Consider the following 14,726-nt stretch of genomic DNA (forward strand, 5'->3'; position numbering starts at 1 on the left):
TTTAAAAAATCTTGGAAATTGGTATCTTCTCTTAGCCATTTCCTTTTTCTATTTTCTAGTCATCAGATGACCTGTTAACCTATTTTGAAAAAGGAGGAATTCAGATTGAAAGTTACTCTCTTTGCAACATGTTTAGTGGATTTGTTTCAATCCAATGTCGGCAAAGCGACAGTGGAGCTACTCGAGAGATTAGGCTGTGAGATCGATTTCCCGGAGTCCCAGATATGCTGCGGACAGCCGGCATATAATAGCGGGTATACGAAGGAATCGAAGGAAGCCATGAAAAAGATGATTAAAACGTTCGCGGATGCTGAATACGTCGTAACCCCTTCCGGTTCCTGTGCAGCGATGTTCAAGGAATATCCGGTACTTTTCAAAGGTGATGCCGTATGGGAAAAGAAAGCGGCATCATTAGCGGCTAAAACATATGAATTGTCCCAATTCATCGTGGATGTCTTAAAAGTGACCGACGTCGGGGCTACCCTCAAGGGAAAGGCCACTTATCATACTTCATGCCATATGACACGGCTGCTTAAGGTGAAGGAAGCACCTGCCATTTTATTAAGCCATGTCAGGGGGCTGGAAATGACACCACTTCCGGATGCCCAAAACTGCTGCGGGTTCGGGGGGACCTTTTCGGTTAAGATGGGTGACATTTCCGGACAAATGGTCGAGGAGAAGGTATGCAATATTGAAGAAACCGGTGCCGACTTTTTAATCGGCGGGGATGCAGGATGTTTGATGAATATCGGCGGACGGATCCAAAGGAAGGGGCAACCGGTGAAGGTCCTTCACATTGCGGAAGTCCTGAATAGCATTTAAAGAAAGCGAGGAGGGAAAAACTTATGGCTATGAAAACCAGCTCTGCCAAATTTAAAGACCGGGTGGATGAAGGAATACATAATGACTTTATGCGATTGGCCGTATCCAGTGCCCAAGAACGATTACACGGACGGCGGCTGACTGCCGTTGATGAATTGGGAAGCTGGGAGGATTGGCGTTCCCTTGGGGAAGAAATTCGGCAGCATGTGCTCAGTAACCTTGATTTCTATTTGCACCAGCTTGCCGAAAACGTTTCGAAAAGGGGCGGTCATGTCTTCTTCGCTGAAACCGCTGAACAAGCAAGCGGCTACATTAAGGATGTCATTGTAAAAAAGAATGCCAAAAAGGTCGTTAAATCCAAATCGATGGTTACGGAAGAGATCAATTTGAATGCAACTCTTGAGGCAGTTGGCCTCGATGTCGTTGAAACGGACCTTGGAGAATACATTTTACAAGTGGATGATCATGATCCCCCTTCCCATATCGTCGCACCTGCGCTCCATAAAAATAAAGAACAGATCAGGGATGTTTTTAAAGAAAAGCTTGCCTATACGCAAACCGAAAAACCGGAAGAGCTTACCGCCCATGTGCGGGGCATTCTGCGGAAAGATTTCCTAAGCGCCGATGTAGGCATTACCGGCTGTAATTTTGCGATTGCGGAAACAGGCTCGATCGGATTGGTGACGAATGAAGGAAATGCCGATTTGGTCACTGCCCTCCCAAAAACGCAAATCACCGTGATGGGAATGGAACGGCTTGTACCTACATTCGATGAATTCGAAGTCCTTGTCAGCTTATTGACAAGAAGCGCTGTCGGCCAAAGATTGACCAGTTACATCACCGCACTTACCGGTCCGCGTGATGAAGGTGATGTAGACGGACCCGAGGAGTTTCACCTTGTGATCGTGGATAATGGACGCTCCTCCATCTTAGGAACTGAGTTTCAATCCGTTCTTCAATGCATTCGCTGTGCTGCCTGTATAAATGTCTGCCCGGTCTATCGCCAGGTTGGCGGTCATTCATATGGTTCAATTTACCCCGGACCAATCGGCGCTGTGCTTTCACCCTTACTCGGAGGATATGATGATTTCAAGGAACTGCCGTATGCCTCCACTCTTTGTGCAGCCTGTACAGATGCCTGTCCGGTAAAGATTCCTCTCCATGATTTACTGAGGAAGCATCGTGAAGTCATCGTTGAAAAGGAAAAAATGGCGCCGTTTTCAGAAAAGATGGCCATGAAGGCCTTTGGGATTGGTGCGGCATCGCCTTTGCTTTATAAATTCGGCTCCAAAATGGCCCCATCAGCGATGTCACCTTTTAAAACGGGGGATATCATCTCGAAAGGCCCGGGACCGCTCAAAACTTGGACAGAAAGCCGCGAGTTCCCTGCTCCAGGGAAAGAGAGCTTTCGGGACTGGTTCAAAAATCGGGAAAAAGGAGGGAAACCATCATGAATGGAACCATCCATAATGAAGGGGCATTTTTAAACAATATAGCCAAAAACCTGGGAAGGGCTCCTATTACGGAAGGCATCTCCGTTCCGGAATGGAAGCACGCCCCCCAAAAAGAAGTTTTGAAACATGCGACACAAAATGATCTTGTCGCGGAATTGAAGGAGCAATGTAAACGGGTGCATACTCAATTTCACCTTACCGACTCCAAGCAAGTGGTGAATTGCTTAACAAAGGTGATCGAGGAACTTGGAAACGGACCCGTAATCATCCCTAAGGACGATCGATTTACCGAGTATGGGTTAGAGGGCATCTTAAAGGAAAATGATGTCCATATATGGGATCACCAAGCCGGGAATGAGAATATCGAAAAAGCAGAAAGTGCAAACATCGGAATCACATTCAGTGAGATGACACTAGCAGAATCAGCGACCGTCGTCTTGTTCAGCGACAAGGATCACGGCCGTTCCATCAGCTTCCTTCCTTCCTGCCATGTTTCCATCATTCCAAAAAGCACCATCGTTCCGCGAATGACCCAGGCTGCTGCGGCCATCCGTTCAAAAGTTACCCGGGGCGAAGTCGTTCCTTCCTGCATCAATTTCATAACAGGGCCGAGCAATTCGGCTGATATTGAAATGGACCTTGTCGTCGGCGTCCATGGACCCATCAAAGCCGTCTATATAATTGTCGAAGACAAGTAGAAATAAGAAAAAGAAAATGGAGAGGACCTATATTAGGCCTCTCCATTTTTAACTTACCATATTACTCGTAAATGATCCGATCAACCGCTTCGCGATCGAGGCGTTTAATCACTTCGACAATGAGCTTAACTGCATTCTCATAATCATCCCTGTGAAGCATTGCTGCGTGTGAATGAATGTAGCGTGTGGCAATCGTGATCGCCAGGGCGGGAACACCATTTGCCGTTAAATGGATGGAGCCGGCATCCGTCCCGCCGCCAGGAATCGATTCATATTGATAAGGAATATTCATTTCATCAGCCGTGTCGGTGACGAAATCGCGTAATCCCTTATGTGCCACCATCGATGAATCATAGATGACGATTTGCGGGCCTTCCCCCATCTTGCTCATCGCTTCTTTTTCGGAAACCCCCGGTGTATCACCAGCAATGCCGACATCGACGGCAAAACCGATATCCGGCTGAATTTTGAATGTGGATGTTTTGGAGCCACGCAGGCCGACCTCTTCTTGCACTGCGCCAATTCCATAAACTACGTTAGGATGGTCGCTGTCTTTCAGCTGTTTAAGCACATCAATGGCGATTGCACAGCCAATTCGATTGTCCCAGGCTTTGGCGAGCAGCATCTTTTCATTATTCATAACCGTGAATTCAAAATATGGCACAACCATATCCCCCGGCTTGACGCCCCATTCCTTAACCTCTTCTTTGCTGGATGCACCAATATCAATGAACATATCCTTAATATCAATCGGCTTCTTCCGCGCTTCCGCTGACAGGATATGTGGCGGCTTGGAACCGATAATGCCCGTTATATCACCTTTACCCGTAACGATCGTCACGCGCTGGGCCAGCATTACCTGTGACCACCAGCCCCCTACCGGCTGAAAACGCAAAAATCCCTTATCATCAATTTGGGTGATCATGAAACCGACTTCGTCCATATGCCCGGTAACGACGATTTTCGGTCCGTTTTCATCTCCCGTTTTCTTGGCGATCAAACTTCCCAGCCCATCTGTCGATATTTCATCCGCAAATGGTGTTATGTATTCGGTCATCACTTTTCTTACTTCACTTTCATTTCCTGCAATGCCTTTAGCATCCGTTAAGTCAGCAAGCATCTTTAACGTTTCATCCAATTGAGTCATTCCCTTACCTCCTTATAACTTACATTACAAGAATAATTATACAGACAAACGATTTCATAAACAATCAGTAGCCTTGCTTTTGCCTTTCGTAATTGACTTCATTTTTGCTTACATATGCTTTTTCCACATCCGCTGCCGAAAATCCGAGCAACTCCCCTAAATGTAAATACGCAGTAAAAACCTTTTGGTAAGATGAATCTGTCAACTGTGTGCGAAATTCACTGATGTAGCCGTAAATGGCAGTAAATTGAACTGTCAAATCTTCCTGATGCATCTTTAGGGCAGATGGAACTTCCGGTACAAAACCCCGTTCGATCCCGAGTGACAAAATGAAATGAATGCCATCCACATATTCAGCCAAAATCGTTTCTTTATCAGAGGGTCCTTTAAGACTCCAGAATTTAAAACATCTTGTTTCATTGGCAAGCTCTCCAAGCTCCACTAAAAGAGCAAGTATCTTCCGTTCCACCAAGTCTTCCGCACCCAAATCATGCTTGGATTGTATATGCTCATCCAAAGCCGCCTGCATTTCCATTAATTTACTTATGTTCATTTTCATCACTTCTTTCCTTCGTCTTCCCCTAAATTATATCAAATAAATGAAACTTATTAAAAACCCATACGTAAATGAAAGGGAATCACTCTGTTTAAGGAGGTATCTCCATGGTATTGATCATGCGGTTCATTCTTTTGGCTCTCATCATTTTCTTAATCTATACAGTCATTAAATACCTATTTAATCCGAAAAGAAAATTAGAGCTGGCACATGAACAGAAAAAATTCTTTCTGCTCGACGATACAGCCAATATACGAAAGAATTTTTTATTGACGTACAACGGGGTGATGTTTGAAGGGGAAAAGTATTTAGGGACGACAGAACGCTCCTTCGAGGTCATCTCCATCTTCATTTGGCCTAAAAAAGTGGCAGGACTGAAAGGCTTGAAGCGAAATGATTTCTTGAAAATCGAGGCAGCCATAAAAAAACAATACCCGGATGCCGTTATTGATTGGAAGAGCCCGGTCAAGGAGTTCTTACAAAATTGAAAAAATCACGCATAATGAAGAGCCTTGAGGAAAATGGACTCAAGGCTCTATATTAATCATCTGAACGAAAAAATTCCTTCCAGGGGACGACCGTCTGCTTCTCTCTCAATAAATAGATCAATAAGGTTAAGGATAATAAAATGATGACGATCAGCGTGGGACTGAAATCTGCAATATAGTGGCCAAAAACAGTGTATACGAATGCTACAGGAAGATTGGTCATGAAGGATAGGTAAAAATAATTTTTCAGCCCTTTATTGGATTCCAATAAACAAAGCGACAATAAATAAAAGTGTATGAATGGTATTAGCCTGAGTACTGCAATTTGCCGGCTGTTCAGTTTTCGGTTACCAAACAGCTTATTCTTAAGCCGCAGCAGCCTTTCCTTTGTTTTCGGAAATTTGCCTATCACGAAATAAAAGGCCATGCTGGAAAGCGTCAAACCGATTACCGAATAGATGGTTCCAAAAGCTGCCCCGAATAATACTCCTCCAGACATGCAAACCACAATGACGGGAATGAATAAAAATTGCCTTAATAAATGAAAAGTGATAAAAATCAACGGTGCAAACACGCTTCCAGATTGAACGTAGCTCATCACAAGTGTCAGTTTATCATTCATGCTCTCCCTCCAGCTACTCTTTGCTGCTTCTACAAGCATATACACTATACGGGCTACTTATTACAATTGAATGAATACCTTAATCAATAAGCCTATCTGCAGAATCATCAATATAGGCAGACCCCACTTAAAAGCGGCATGCTTCGTCTTATGGCGGAATTGCTTCATCCCCAAAAAGGACCCAGTCCCTCCTCCTATGACAGCCCAAAACCAAAGTGTCTTTTCGCTGATCCGGTACTCCCCATTACGCGCTTTCCTTTTGTCGATTCCCATTAAGGCAAAACCGATGATGTTCGTGATGATCATATAAGCAGCAATGAACCATACTCCTTGCATTCCCATTCCCTCCTTTAAATATGTAAAAAGCCACCCTCTTGAAAAGAGAGTGGCGGTATCAGTCAGACTTATTTGTCTAATTGTTGTTTAGCAGCAGTTGCTAATTGAGCAAAAGCTTGTTCGTCAGCAACAGCAAGATCAGCAAGCATTTTGCGGTTCACTTCGATACCAGCAAGCTTTAGGCCATGCATTAAACGGCTGTAAGAAAGACCGTTGATGCGTGCTGCAGCGTTGATACGAGTGATCCAAAGTTTGCGGAAATCACGTTTCTTTTGACGACGGTCACGGAAAGCATAGTTTCCTGACTTCATTACTTGTTGGTTAGCTACTTTGAAAAGAATATGTTTCGCGCCATAGTAACCTTTAGCTAATTTTATTACCTTTTTACGACGTTTGCGAGTAACAGTACCGCCTTTTACACGTGGCATGTTATTTCCCTCCTATTTAACTCGATAAATCGAACTTATTTAATGTTGTCTAGCATATGACGAATACGTTTGAAGTCACCTTTGCTTACAAGGCTAGCTTTGCGAAGCTTACGCTTTTGCTTAGTAGATTTGTTAGCAAATAAATGGCTTGTGTAAGCGTTAGAACGCTTAAGTTTGCCGGATCCAGTCTTTTTGAAACGTTTAGCAGATCCGCGGTGAGTTTTCATTTTAGGCATAAGGTATTCCTCCTCATTACAAATTACTTTACAATTACTTTTCGTTTTTCGGTGCTAAGATAATGAACATGCTGCGCCCGTCCATTTTTGGGTGTTGCTCGATTGTAGCCACTTCTTTACATGCTTCAGAAAAACGAACGAGTACACGTTGACCAATTTCCTTATGCGTAATGGCACGTCCTTTGAATCGGATAGAAGCTTTTACTTTATCGCCTTTTTCAAGGAATTTAATACCGTTGCGAAGCTTCGTATTGAAATCATGCTCTTCAATCGTCGGGCTCAAACGAACCTCTTTCAGACTGATGACTTTTTGATTTTTACGTGCTTCCTTGTCTTTCTTTTGCTGCTCGAAGCGGTGTTTTCCGTAGTCCATGATCCGGGCTACCGGAGGCTTTGCATTTGCAGCAACTAAAACTAGATCAAGATTTACACGAGCGGCAATTTCCAATGCTTCGAATTTCGTTTTAATTCCAAGTTGTTCTCCGTTTTGGTCAATAAGACGAACTTCACGGGCTCGGATGCCCTCGTTTACCATCGCGTCTTTACTAATAGTTAGCCACCTCCAAAGATATTGGCGAATACGAATATTTGAATAAATTCGGTCACGCTCACAACTCGCTTACAGGATATAATCATAATAAAAAAGTGTGGATGCATGTTGCACCCACACTTGATAGACTCATTCAGAAAGATCCAAATAATCAAATCATGACCTGTTAACTGCATTGTTTGCGTCAACCAGGTGAGAAGCGGGTGCTTCTTCTTTTCATCAAACACGTATTCAATTCACTTTAGAAATATATCATAAACACTGATGACTTGTCAAATGCTAAATTTTATTCGTTTTTCACAACAAAATTAATATTATCAGACATTCAGTTATTTGACAATACGTTTTTTAAAGTAATTTGGACAAAAAATATTCATCATGATACTTTCCATCAAAAAACAGTGATTCCCGTTTTATTCCTTCCTTTTCGAACCCCATCTTATGATACAAGGAAAGCGCAGGGGCGTTGTTTGCAATAACGGACAATTCCAGGCGCCGTATTTCGTTTGTCCATGCATGCTCCTCCATTTTCTGAAATAGCTTCGTACCGATACCTTTTCCTCTAACCTGTTCATGGATGCCGATGACGATTTTGGCGGAATGGCTCGTTCGGCCCATTTGATTGCCCAATAAGATTAGGTAACCAGTCAACTCATTGCCGCTAGCGGAAACGAGGACAATGGAAGGGGGATTTTTTTCGATTTGCTCCAATTGCTTTTCCATTTGTTTCGCCGTAGCTTTTCTTTCCCCAGGGTTAAACAGCATATACCCGGAATCTTCTACATGATTGAACAGAGCAGCCAAGTTACCCGCGTCTTTCCTTGAAGCCCTTCTAATCTCCATTTATCCCCATTCCCCCTTTAGTTACAGTCCATACTGGCCGAAGCCATCACATGTTAAGAGTCTTCTTTCGCCTTTTTCTTTTTCTCAATGGTGTCCCAAGAAAATAGGACTATCCAAAAAAGCAGGACCGGGACGATGGCATATTGTCGATAATCATCCAATAACAATAAGATGATGATGACAAGGAATGTCGGTCCGAATAGATAAGTAAATTTCTTTTTCATGCTGCCCCTCCTTTTCATTGCTGTACATATTTTCACATGATGGTTTCATTTTATCATGCCATGATTAAAAAGAGGGACACAACTATATGTGCCCCTCTTTTTGCTATTAACGGCTCACTTCCGCCTTAATCGCTGAAACGAAATCTTCAAATGCGATCGTTTCGGATTTTTGTTCACCGTATTTACGTACATTCACGCTGCCTTCTTTGGCTTCATTGTCTCCAACGACCAGCATATACGGGATTTTTTGCATTTGCGCTTCACGGATTTTGTAACCGATTTTCTCGTCACGTGTATCCAGGTCGACACGAATGCCTTGCGCTTTAAGTTTTTCCTGTACTTCTTTCGCATAATCCAAGTGCACTTCAGGTGAAACCGGGATCACCTGTGCTTGGATAGGTGCAAGCCAAGTAGGGAATGCCCCCTTGTATTCTTCAATCAAGTAAGCGACAAAACGTTCCATTGTGGAAACGACGCCGCGGTGGATAACAACCGGACGGTGCTGCTTGCCGTCCTCACCGACGTAATTAAGGTCAAATCGTTCAGGAAGCAAGAAATCAAGCTGAACAGTGGAAAGCGTTTCATCTTTCCCTAAGGCAGTACGCACCTGAACATCAAGCTTAGGACCGTAGAATGCCGCTTCACCTTCCGCTTCAAAGTAATCAAGACCAAGCTCATCCATGGCGCCTTTTAACATGCTTTGCGCTTTTTCCCACATGTCATCATCATCGAAGTATTTTTCTGTATCCTGAGGATCGCGATAAGACAGACGGAATGAATAATCCTTGATATCGAAATCTTTATAAACTTCCAGAACAAGGTTCACAACACGCTTGAACTCTTCTTTGATTTGGTCGGGGCGAACGAAAATGTGCGCATCATTCAATGTCATCCCACGTACACGCTGAAGGCCTGAAAGGGCACCTGACATTTCATAGCGGTGCATCAAGCCTAGCTCGGCAATCCGGATTGGCAGTTCGCGGTAGCTGTGGATGCTGTTTTTATAGACCATCATGTGATGCGGACAGTTCATCGGACGCAGGACAAGCTGTTCGTTTTCCATCTCCATGACCGGGAACATGCCGTCCTGGTAATGATCCCAGTGTCCGGATGTTTTATAAAGGTCCACGCTTCCCATTACAGGTGTGTAGACATGGTCATAGCCTAAACGTTCTTCCTTATCCACGATATATCTTTCGATTGTACGGCGAATTGTCGCGCCTTTTGGCAACCACATCGGCAGCCCTTGCCCCACTTTCTGTGAGCTCATGAACAAGTTCAATTCTTTGCCGATTTTACGATGGTCACGTTCCTTGGCTTCTTCAAGGAGACGCAGGTGTTCGGCCAAATCTTCTTTTTTATAGAAAGCCGTACCGTAAATGCGTTGAAGCATTTTGTTTTTGCTATCGCCTCTCCAGTATGCTCCAGCGATGCTCAATAGCTTGAATTCTTTGATTTTCCCAGTTGATGGAACATGAATTCCACGACAAAGGTCAAAGAATTCCCCTTGCTCATAAAGTGTTACCTGCTGATCGGCAGGAATCGCATCGATCAACTCCAATTTATACTCGTCGCCGATTTCTTTAAAACGGGAAATCGCTTCATCACGACTCACTTCGATGCGGGAGATTGCCAAGTTTTCGTTGACGATTTTCTTCATTTCTTTTTCAATCAATGGAAGGTCTTCGGGAGTCAATGATTCCTCTAGATCCATATCATAGTAAAAGCCGCCTTCAATGACTGGCCCTACGCCGAATTTAGCGTTTTTGAACAAACGTTTGATCGCTTGTGCCATCAAGTGCGCTGTACTGTGACGCAATACTTCAAGAGCATCCGCTGCGTCCTGTGTGACGATTTCGATTGTACCATCTTGTTCAATCGGACGTTTTAAATCATATAATTCACCATTGAATTTTCCGGCAATGGATTTTTTCCTTAAACCAGGACTGATGGATGCAGCGATGTCTTCAGTTGTTGTGCCTTTAGCAAACTCCTTGACCGCTCCGTCAGGAAAAGATATTTTCAGTAGTTCTGACATTCAGTTTCACTCCTTCTTATTTGTTCGAACAAATTACAGGTTTTTGATTCCATTACAACACAAAAAAGCCCGCCCCTGTATAAAACAGGGACGAGCTTAGTAATAAATATCATTAACCCGCGGTTCCACCCTCGTTCCAGCTTGCTTTTCACGGCAAAATGGCACTTGTAACTTGGTAACGGCAGCTTCCCGTCAGCTCATATTCGCAGAATGCCTGCTTTCCGAGCCGAAGTTTAAAGGTGGTAAGTGTTCCATGCGAATAGGAAGCTTACAGCCTGTTGGCTTCCCTCTCTGATAATCGGCGACTAGAATACCCTTGTCCTCATCATAACTTTTAGTTTTTTAATAGTATGTAGGAAATTATAATTTGTTATACGTTGAAAATCAAGGTTAATTTTCTTTTTTCCACGAAAGTTCATTCAACTGCATAGAAAATGATGAAAGTGGCAAGATAGTCGCCCGTTCTTCGAAAATCCTTGAAATGGTCTGGATGAGCCCCTCTTCCTTGTCATCGGTATAGATGCACAAGTTTTCAGGAGCAATCGATAAAAGCGGGGCAAGTATCACCGTATCGAGAAAAAGTGAGCTTTTGGCAAGAAGCCTCCTGTCAATCATACTATTGATTTTTGGACGGTCGAGTTTGCTGAATTTCTGATCATAGAAGTGAAAACCGTCCCGGTTGACAAGGTGAAGCTTTCTTAATTTCGTCTCCTGCCCTTGAAGGCAATCACGGAGCGTAGCAATGAAATTTTGATAGTCCTGTTCCAGCTTATATTCATCAATCGCCTTGACGACATACTTTTCCAAAGTGTGCTGAAACGATTTTAAACGGAAGGTCGTAAAAGAATCGAATGAAAAAGATACCTTTCCAGCCAAGATGCTTTGAAGTCCTTCCTCAATCAATCGTTTCTCTGTACTGAATGCTCCATCTTGATTCCTGGCTCTTTCCGCCTCGATGATGGATGATGCAATTTCAATGATGGCTTCAATTTCTTCCCGTTCCCTATAAAAAAATTTACCGACTATAATTTGCTCCAGAACAGGAAGCGTCTTTTCTTCCAATAAAAAAGAATGGAATGCATCACGAAGCAGAATTAGCCATTCATCACCTGAAGATTCCGTTATATCCACGTGCATGCCTTGTTGCGGAATAAATCGAATATATGCTTGAAATTCTGCCCCCAGTGGATGGACAGAAACGAAATTCAGTAATTTCATTGCCTCTGAATCGTTTTGAAACAAAATTTGCACTACGACATCCCCCCTTCCCCCTTGCTTCTTTTTTCATGTATATGGGGATGGGGACGTGTTTAGAAGTAGGATGGGCCTTGTAAGAAGAAAAAAGTGACCTCCATTAAGAGACCACTTTTCTTCATCTTCTCCGATTCACGCCATCAAGCTTGACCGGCTCGGCTAAATATTGAATTCTTTCCAGTACCCGGGCCGCCTTCACTTCTTCTTTCTCACCGCGCTGTGAAAAGGTCAGGTGGTTCTCCAGGCCATTCATATCAAAATTCGAAGTGAAAAATGTCGGCAGGTTTTCCAGCATCCTAAATTGCAAAATCGGACCAAAAACCTCATCGCGTCCCCAGCTCGTCATGGATTCCGCTCCAATATCATCAAGCATGAGGATAGGTGCCGTTTTCACCATTTCAATTTTTTCATTGACCGTATTATCACCTATCGATCCCTTAAGTTCCCTCAAATAGTCAGGTACATAGACTATAAGGGAGGAAATTTGCCTTTTTGCAAGTTCATTGGCGATAGCACCTAATAAGTACGTTTTCCCAACACCGAATTTCCCATATATATACAAGCCTTTTTGCCTTTTACCCGGCTCATATTCCATAATGAACGACATCGCTTTACTTAGGACAGACAAGCGTTTGTTTTCATTATCCGTTTGGGTAAAATCTTCAATGCTGGCCTTTAAAATATCCTTCGGTACATACAGGCTGCGGATCAGCTTTTCCCGTTTCCGCTTTTCATCCTCTGCCAATTTCCTCGGGCAGACTTCATAATGCAGGTTCAGGGCTTTTCCTTGCACCACCAATTTAGGATAATACCCTTGCATCATATTGATGCAGCCATCCAAGCTCGGACATTTATCACACTTATTGCTCTGTGAAGTGAACTCATAAAGCTTCCCCAAGTTTTTATCAATCATTTCCTTCGTGACCGTCGAGCTGTTGGCATTCATGAATAACCGCACTTGTTCGTTTTCAAAAATCTCCTGTTTCAGCTTTTCATAACGCTGTTGAAATTGATTTGTATTGGCCAATTTATTAAGGGACCTATTAATCTTTTCCATCGTTCATTTCACCTCCCGCTTTCCACAGCTTCCATTTCTCCAGAAGTTCGCGTTTTTGGGCATCCAATTCAGGCTGATCCTCATTCTGCTCCTGCTGTGCTTCTTCTTTTTTCTCAAGCCACTCAGGAACCACTTCTTCCCGTATCGCCTTTTTCCGGCTGCCCTTCGCAGCATTCCTGCTTCCTTGAGCCCAGTCCTGATATTTCCTATGTTCATTTTTGGCCAGTTCCATCGCCTCGACGACTGTTGAGACCTTTAGCCTTGCCCAATGGCCTGCCAGCTTTTCCACATAACCCTTCGTGAACTTCATATCCGTTTTGAGCATGACATATTCAATCAAGACATTGACGACACCCGGATTCAGCTTTTGGTTGATCATCACGCCCTCAACCACTTTCAAATCACCGCTTGACGGCTCTGCACCGCCAGACAATTGCATCAGCCGCTCCCTCGGGGAAATCGTCTCCAAATGACGGATTAACTCTTGTTCCTTTGTTTTCGGTTCTTCTTTTTGTGTCCGTTCACGAATTGGCTGCACCCGATTGACAAGGGAAGGCATATCGGCCTGCCGTTCGATCTGGTACCAGTCCCTTGCCGCCTTTCTAAGCAATTCCTCATCAATCTCATCATCCAATGAAACGGCATCCATTACTAGTTTTTGCATTTCCAGCGGATCAATGCCATATAAAAAAGCGAGTTTGGCAATCGTACTTTTTATTTTAGGAGTAAAAGCCTTTTTCGGCACGATCGAGGATTTCATCCCGGCAAATAAAAGGTCAAAATCGAATAAGTCATCAAACCCCGATGGCTCAACGCCTTCCGCCCGATCGATGTATTGCTGTTCAGGCACCGGTTTCCATTCGTTTTTCGCTTCATCCGTTACATATAAAGAGTCCAGATGGTCTGATGAAAATACTTCCGCAAAAGATTTAGTCACACCTTCATATTGATCGGTTAAGATATGGTCATCACAAAAGAACCTCTTTAACCGGTTGAATTGAGCTTTACCGATTTTTTTGTATAAGTAAATATTCAGCATTCCATCCGTGAAAAACTGCTGGGGTGAAAGCGGCGGGTTTAACTCATAAATGAATTCCTTCGTTTCATTTTTCGATTTCTTATATACATTCAACAGGCCGATTCCTTCAAGTAAAAGGCGTGCTTCGTAAATATCACCTAACTTAAGGCCGATGGTATTCATTAATTGATAATGCGAGGAGGTTTCCGACCATAGCCTGTTTTCCTCCAACTCACTCCATAACGTCATATATAGGCTAATGCAGATAGGTCCAATAAGAGGTTGATATAGTCGGGTAAGTATTTTCCGATCATAATCATGAAGCAGCCCCGCAGATGAGACCAAATATGAATCAGCTGGGAGCAATTCTTGCCAATGCATTGACATCTCCATTCAAACCTTTCAAAAGATGTAGTGAAAAAAGAGCCAAAGTGAATCTTCAGCTCTACTTTCTTTCTTTATTTATTAAATCTTTCAGTTCATCAATAAAGACATTGATATCTTTAAATTGTCGATAGACGGATGCGAACCTTACATAGGCAACCTCATCGACTTCTGCCAGCTTGTCCATTACCATTTCGCCGACACTGTCGCTTTTCACTTCCGATATGCCCTGGTTGCGTAGTTCTTTTTCTACATAACTGGTAATTTGCTCTAGTTCTTTCAAGGGAACCGGACGTTTTTCGCAAGCCCTGATTAAGCCACGCAGGATTTTATCACGACTGAACTCTTCACGTGTCCCGCCCTTTTTCACTACAATAAGCGGTGTTTCCTCCACCTTTTCAAATGTCGTGAATCGAAAACCACATGCCTCACATTCACGGCGTCGTCGAATCGATTTACTTTCATCGACTGGCCTGGAATCGAGCACTCTTGTTCCGTTATATTGACATGATGGGCATTTCATCATTATCAGCTCCGTATTTTATGTAGGACTCCCCTATCTAAATGTTCC

General features: G+C 43.4%; 18 protein-coding genes and 1 other annotated feature. Of the genes, 4 read left to right on the forward strand and 14 right to left on the reverse strand.

Translation table 11 applies throughout. The features are described from left to right. Window positions 1-105 precede the first annotated feature (105 nt). Genes ACJ9PY_RS19120 through ACJ9PY_RS19130 form a run of 3 tightly spaced genes read left to right on the forward strand, consistent with a single transcriptional unit; the run spans window position 106 to window position 2,974 of the window. Window positions 106-822 (forward strand): (Fe-S)-binding protein, encoded by a 717-nt coding sequence (locus tag ACJ9PY_RS19120; RefSeq protein WP_057276687.1) that lies wholly within the window; start codon window positions 106-108, stop codon window positions 820-822. A 23-nt stretch (window positions 823-845) separates the two neighbouring features. Beyond that, on the forward strand, window positions 846-2,276 hold the full coding sequence (locus ACJ9PY_RS19125) for a LutB/LldF family L-lactate oxidation iron-sulfur protein (RefSeq protein ID WP_063575514.1): 1,431 nt from the start codon (window positions 846-848) through the stop codon (window positions 2,274-2,276). Next, window positions 2,270-2,974 carry a lactate utilization protein C gene (locus tag ACJ9PY_RS19130; protein WP_239861497.1) on the forward strand — a complete coding sequence of 235 codons (705 nt, stop codon included), beginning with the start codon at window positions 2,270-2,272 and terminating at the stop codon, window positions 2,972-2,974. The genes ACJ9PY_RS19125 and ACJ9PY_RS19130 overlap by 7 nt, the downstream gene beginning before the upstream one ends. A 61-nt stretch (window positions 2,975-3,035) precedes the next feature. On the opposite strand, the gene ACJ9PY_RS19135 is transcribed toward ACJ9PY_RS19130, so the two are convergent. After that, window positions 3,036-4,121 carry a M42 family metallopeptidase gene (locus ACJ9PY_RS19135; protein WP_063575512.1) on the reverse strand — a complete coding sequence of 362 codons (1,086 nt, stop codon included), beginning with the start codon at window positions 4,119-4,121 and terminating at the stop codon, window positions 3,036-3,038. Window positions 4,122-4,185: 64 nt separating this feature from the next. Then, window positions 4,186-4,674, reverse strand: coding sequence for a dUTP diphosphatase (locus tag ACJ9PY_RS19140; RefSeq protein WP_063577659.1), 489 nt, complete (start codon window positions 4,672-4,674; stop codon window positions 4,186-4,188). A gap of 110 nt (window positions 4,675-4,784) precedes the next feature. On the opposite strand from ACJ9PY_RS19140, the gene ACJ9PY_RS19145 reads away from it, so the two are divergent. After that, the gene (locus tag ACJ9PY_RS19145; RefSeq protein ID WP_048681192.1) at window positions 4,785-5,165 is read left to right on the forward strand and encodes a hypothetical protein; all 381 of its coding nucleotides are present in this window, start codon (window positions 4,785-4,787) and stop codon (window positions 5,163-5,165) included. A 52-nt stretch (window positions 5,166-5,217) separates the two neighbouring features. On the opposite strand, the gene ACJ9PY_RS19150 is transcribed toward ACJ9PY_RS19145, so the two are convergent. The 12 genes from ACJ9PY_RS19150 to nrdR form a co-directional block, all read right to left on the reverse strand. Continuing rightward, entirely contained in the window at window positions 5,218-5,787 is a 570-nt protein-coding gene (locus tag ACJ9PY_RS19150; RefSeq protein ID WP_057276691.1) for a TVP38/TMEM64 family protein, read from the reverse strand. A 60-nt stretch (window positions 5,788-5,847) separates the two neighbouring features. Further along, window positions 5,848-6,123, reverse strand: coding sequence for a DUF1294 domain-containing protein (locus ACJ9PY_RS19155; protein WP_057276692.1), 276 nt, complete (start codon window positions 6,121-6,123; stop codon window positions 5,848-5,850). 68 nt (window positions 6,124-6,191) lie between these two features. Continuing rightward, window positions 6,192-6,551, reverse strand: a complete 360-nt coding sequence (gene rplT, locus ACJ9PY_RS19160; protein ID WP_034309067.1) for a 50S ribosomal protein L20 — start codon at window positions 6,549-6,551, stop codon at window positions 6,192-6,194. Window positions 6,552-6,586: 35 nt separating this feature from the next. Further along, on the reverse strand, window positions 6,587-6,787 hold the full coding sequence (gene rpmI / locus ACJ9PY_RS19165; RefSeq protein ID WP_034309070.1) for a 50S ribosomal protein L35: 201 nt from the start codon (window positions 6,785-6,787) through the stop codon (window positions 6,587-6,589). Between the two features lie 34 nt (window positions 6,788-6,821). Next, window positions 6,822-7,322: a translation initiation factor IF-3 gene (infC, locus tag ACJ9PY_RS19170; RefSeq protein WP_034309072.1), complete on the reverse strand. Its 501-nt coding sequence runs from the start codon at window positions 7,320-7,322 to the stop codon at window positions 6,822-6,824. 98 nt (window positions 7,323-7,420) lie between these two features. Next, window positions 7,421-7,558, reverse strand: a sequence feature (ribosomal protein L20 leader region). A 127-nt stretch (window positions 7,559-7,685) separates the two neighbouring features. Next, the gene (locus tag ACJ9PY_RS19175; protein ID WP_411738759.1) at window positions 7,686-8,180 is read right to left on the reverse strand and encodes an N-acetyltransferase family protein; all 495 of its coding nucleotides are present in this window, start codon (window positions 8,178-8,180) and stop codon (window positions 7,686-7,688) included. A 53-nt stretch (window positions 8,181-8,233) separates the two neighbouring features. After that, window positions 8,234-8,404, reverse strand: coding sequence for a hypothetical protein (locus ACJ9PY_RS19180; RefSeq protein WP_156404335.1), 171 nt, complete (start codon window positions 8,402-8,404; stop codon window positions 8,234-8,236). A gap of 106 nt (window positions 8,405-8,510) precedes the next feature. After that, on the reverse strand, window positions 8,511-10,442 hold the full coding sequence (thrS, locus tag ACJ9PY_RS19185; protein ID WP_230137003.1) for a threonine--tRNA ligase: 1,932 nt from the start codon (window positions 10,440-10,442) through the stop codon (window positions 8,511-8,513). 390 nt (window positions 10,443-10,832) lie between these two features. Next, a complete protein-coding gene (gene ytxC, locus ACJ9PY_RS19190) occupies window positions 10,833-11,693 on the reverse strand; it encodes a sporulation protein YtxC (RefSeq protein ID WP_063575509.1) in 861 nt (286 codons plus the stop codon). A 121-nt stretch (window positions 11,694-11,814) separates the two neighbouring features. Then, window positions 11,815-12,753 carry a primosomal protein DnaI gene (gene dnaI / locus ACJ9PY_RS19195; RefSeq protein ID WP_063575508.1) on the reverse strand — a complete coding sequence of 313 codons (939 nt, stop codon included), beginning with the start codon at window positions 12,751-12,753 and terminating at the stop codon, window positions 11,815-11,817. Continuing rightward, window positions 12,740-14,152, reverse strand: a complete 1,413-nt coding sequence (locus tag ACJ9PY_RS19200) for a replication initiation and membrane attachment family protein (protein WP_222619926.1) — start codon at window positions 14,150-14,152, stop codon at window positions 12,740-12,742. Before ACJ9PY_RS19200 ends, dnaI begins: the two co-directional genes overlap by 14 nt. Before the next feature lie 64 nt (window positions 14,153-14,216). Then, window positions 14,217-14,678: a transcriptional regulator NrdR gene (nrdR, locus tag ACJ9PY_RS19205; RefSeq protein WP_034309080.1), complete on the reverse strand. Its 462-nt coding sequence runs from the start codon at window positions 14,676-14,678 to the stop codon at window positions 14,217-14,219. Window positions 14,679-14,726 lie beyond the last annotated feature (48 nt).

It is taken from the genome of Peribacillus sp. S4 (genome assembly GCF_046715815.1).
Taxonomy (GTDB): domain Bacteria; phylum Bacillota; class Bacilli; order Bacillales; family DSM-1321; genus Peribacillus; species Peribacillus frigoritolerans.

Excerpts from the sequence above, each read along its gene's own strand:
- ACJ9PY_RS19200 (WP_222619926.1), bottom strand. The coding sequence starts at position 14,152 with ATGCATTGGCAAGAATTGCTCCCAGCTGATTCATATTTGGTCTCATCT.
- ACJ9PY_RS19180 (WP_156404335.1), bottom strand. The coding sequence starts at position 8,404 with ATGAAAAAGAAATTTACTTATCTATTCGGACCGACATTCCTTGTCATC.
- thrS (WP_230137003.1), bottom strand. The coding sequence starts at position 10,442 with ATGTCAGAACTACTGAAAATATCTTTTCCTGACGGAGCGGTCAAGGAG.
- rpmI (WP_034309070.1), bottom strand. The coding sequence starts at position 6,787 with ATGCCTAAAATGAAAACTCACCGCGGATCTGCTAAACGTTTCAAAAAG.
- rplT (WP_034309067.1), bottom strand. The coding sequence starts at position 6,551 with ATGCCACGTGTAAAAGGCGGTACTGTTACTCGCAAACGTCGTAAAAAG.
- ACJ9PY_RS19155 (WP_057276692.1), bottom strand. The coding sequence starts at position 6,123 with ATGCAAGGAGTATGGTTCATTGCTGCTTATATGATCATCACGAACATC.
- ACJ9PY_RS19175 (WP_411738759.1), bottom strand. The coding sequence starts at position 8,180 with ATGGAGATTAGAAGGGCTTCAAGGAAAGACGCGGGTAACTTGGCTGCT.
- ACJ9PY_RS19150 (WP_057276691.1), bottom strand. The coding sequence starts at position 5,787 with ATGAATGATAAACTGACACTTGTGATGAGCTACGTTCAATCTGGAAGC.
- ACJ9PY_RS19145 (WP_048681192.1), top strand. The coding sequence starts at position 4,785 with ATGGTATTGATCATGCGGTTCATTCTTTTGGCTCTCATCATTTTCTTA.
- ACJ9PY_RS19140 (WP_063577659.1), bottom strand. The coding sequence starts at position 4,674 with ATGAACATAAGTAAATTAATGGAAATGCAGGCGGCTTTGGATGAGCAT.
- infC (WP_034309072.1), bottom strand. The coding sequence starts at position 7,322 with ATGGTAAACGAGGGCATCCGAGCCCGTGAAGTTCGTCTTATTGACCAA.
- ACJ9PY_RS19125 (WP_063575514.1), top strand. The coding sequence starts at position 846 with ATGGCTATGAAAACCAGCTCTGCCAAATTTAAAGACCGGGTGGATGAA.
- ACJ9PY_RS19135 (WP_063575512.1), bottom strand. The coding sequence starts at position 4,121 with ATGACTCAATTGGATGAAACGTTAAAGATGCTTGCTGACTTAACGGAT.
- dnaI (WP_063575508.1), bottom strand. The coding sequence starts at position 12,753 with ATGGAAAAGATTAATAGGTCCCTTAATAAATTGGCCAATACAAATCAA.
- nrdR (WP_034309080.1), bottom strand. The coding sequence starts at position 14,678 with ATGAAATGCCCATCATGTCAATATAACGGAACAAGAGTGCTCGATTCC.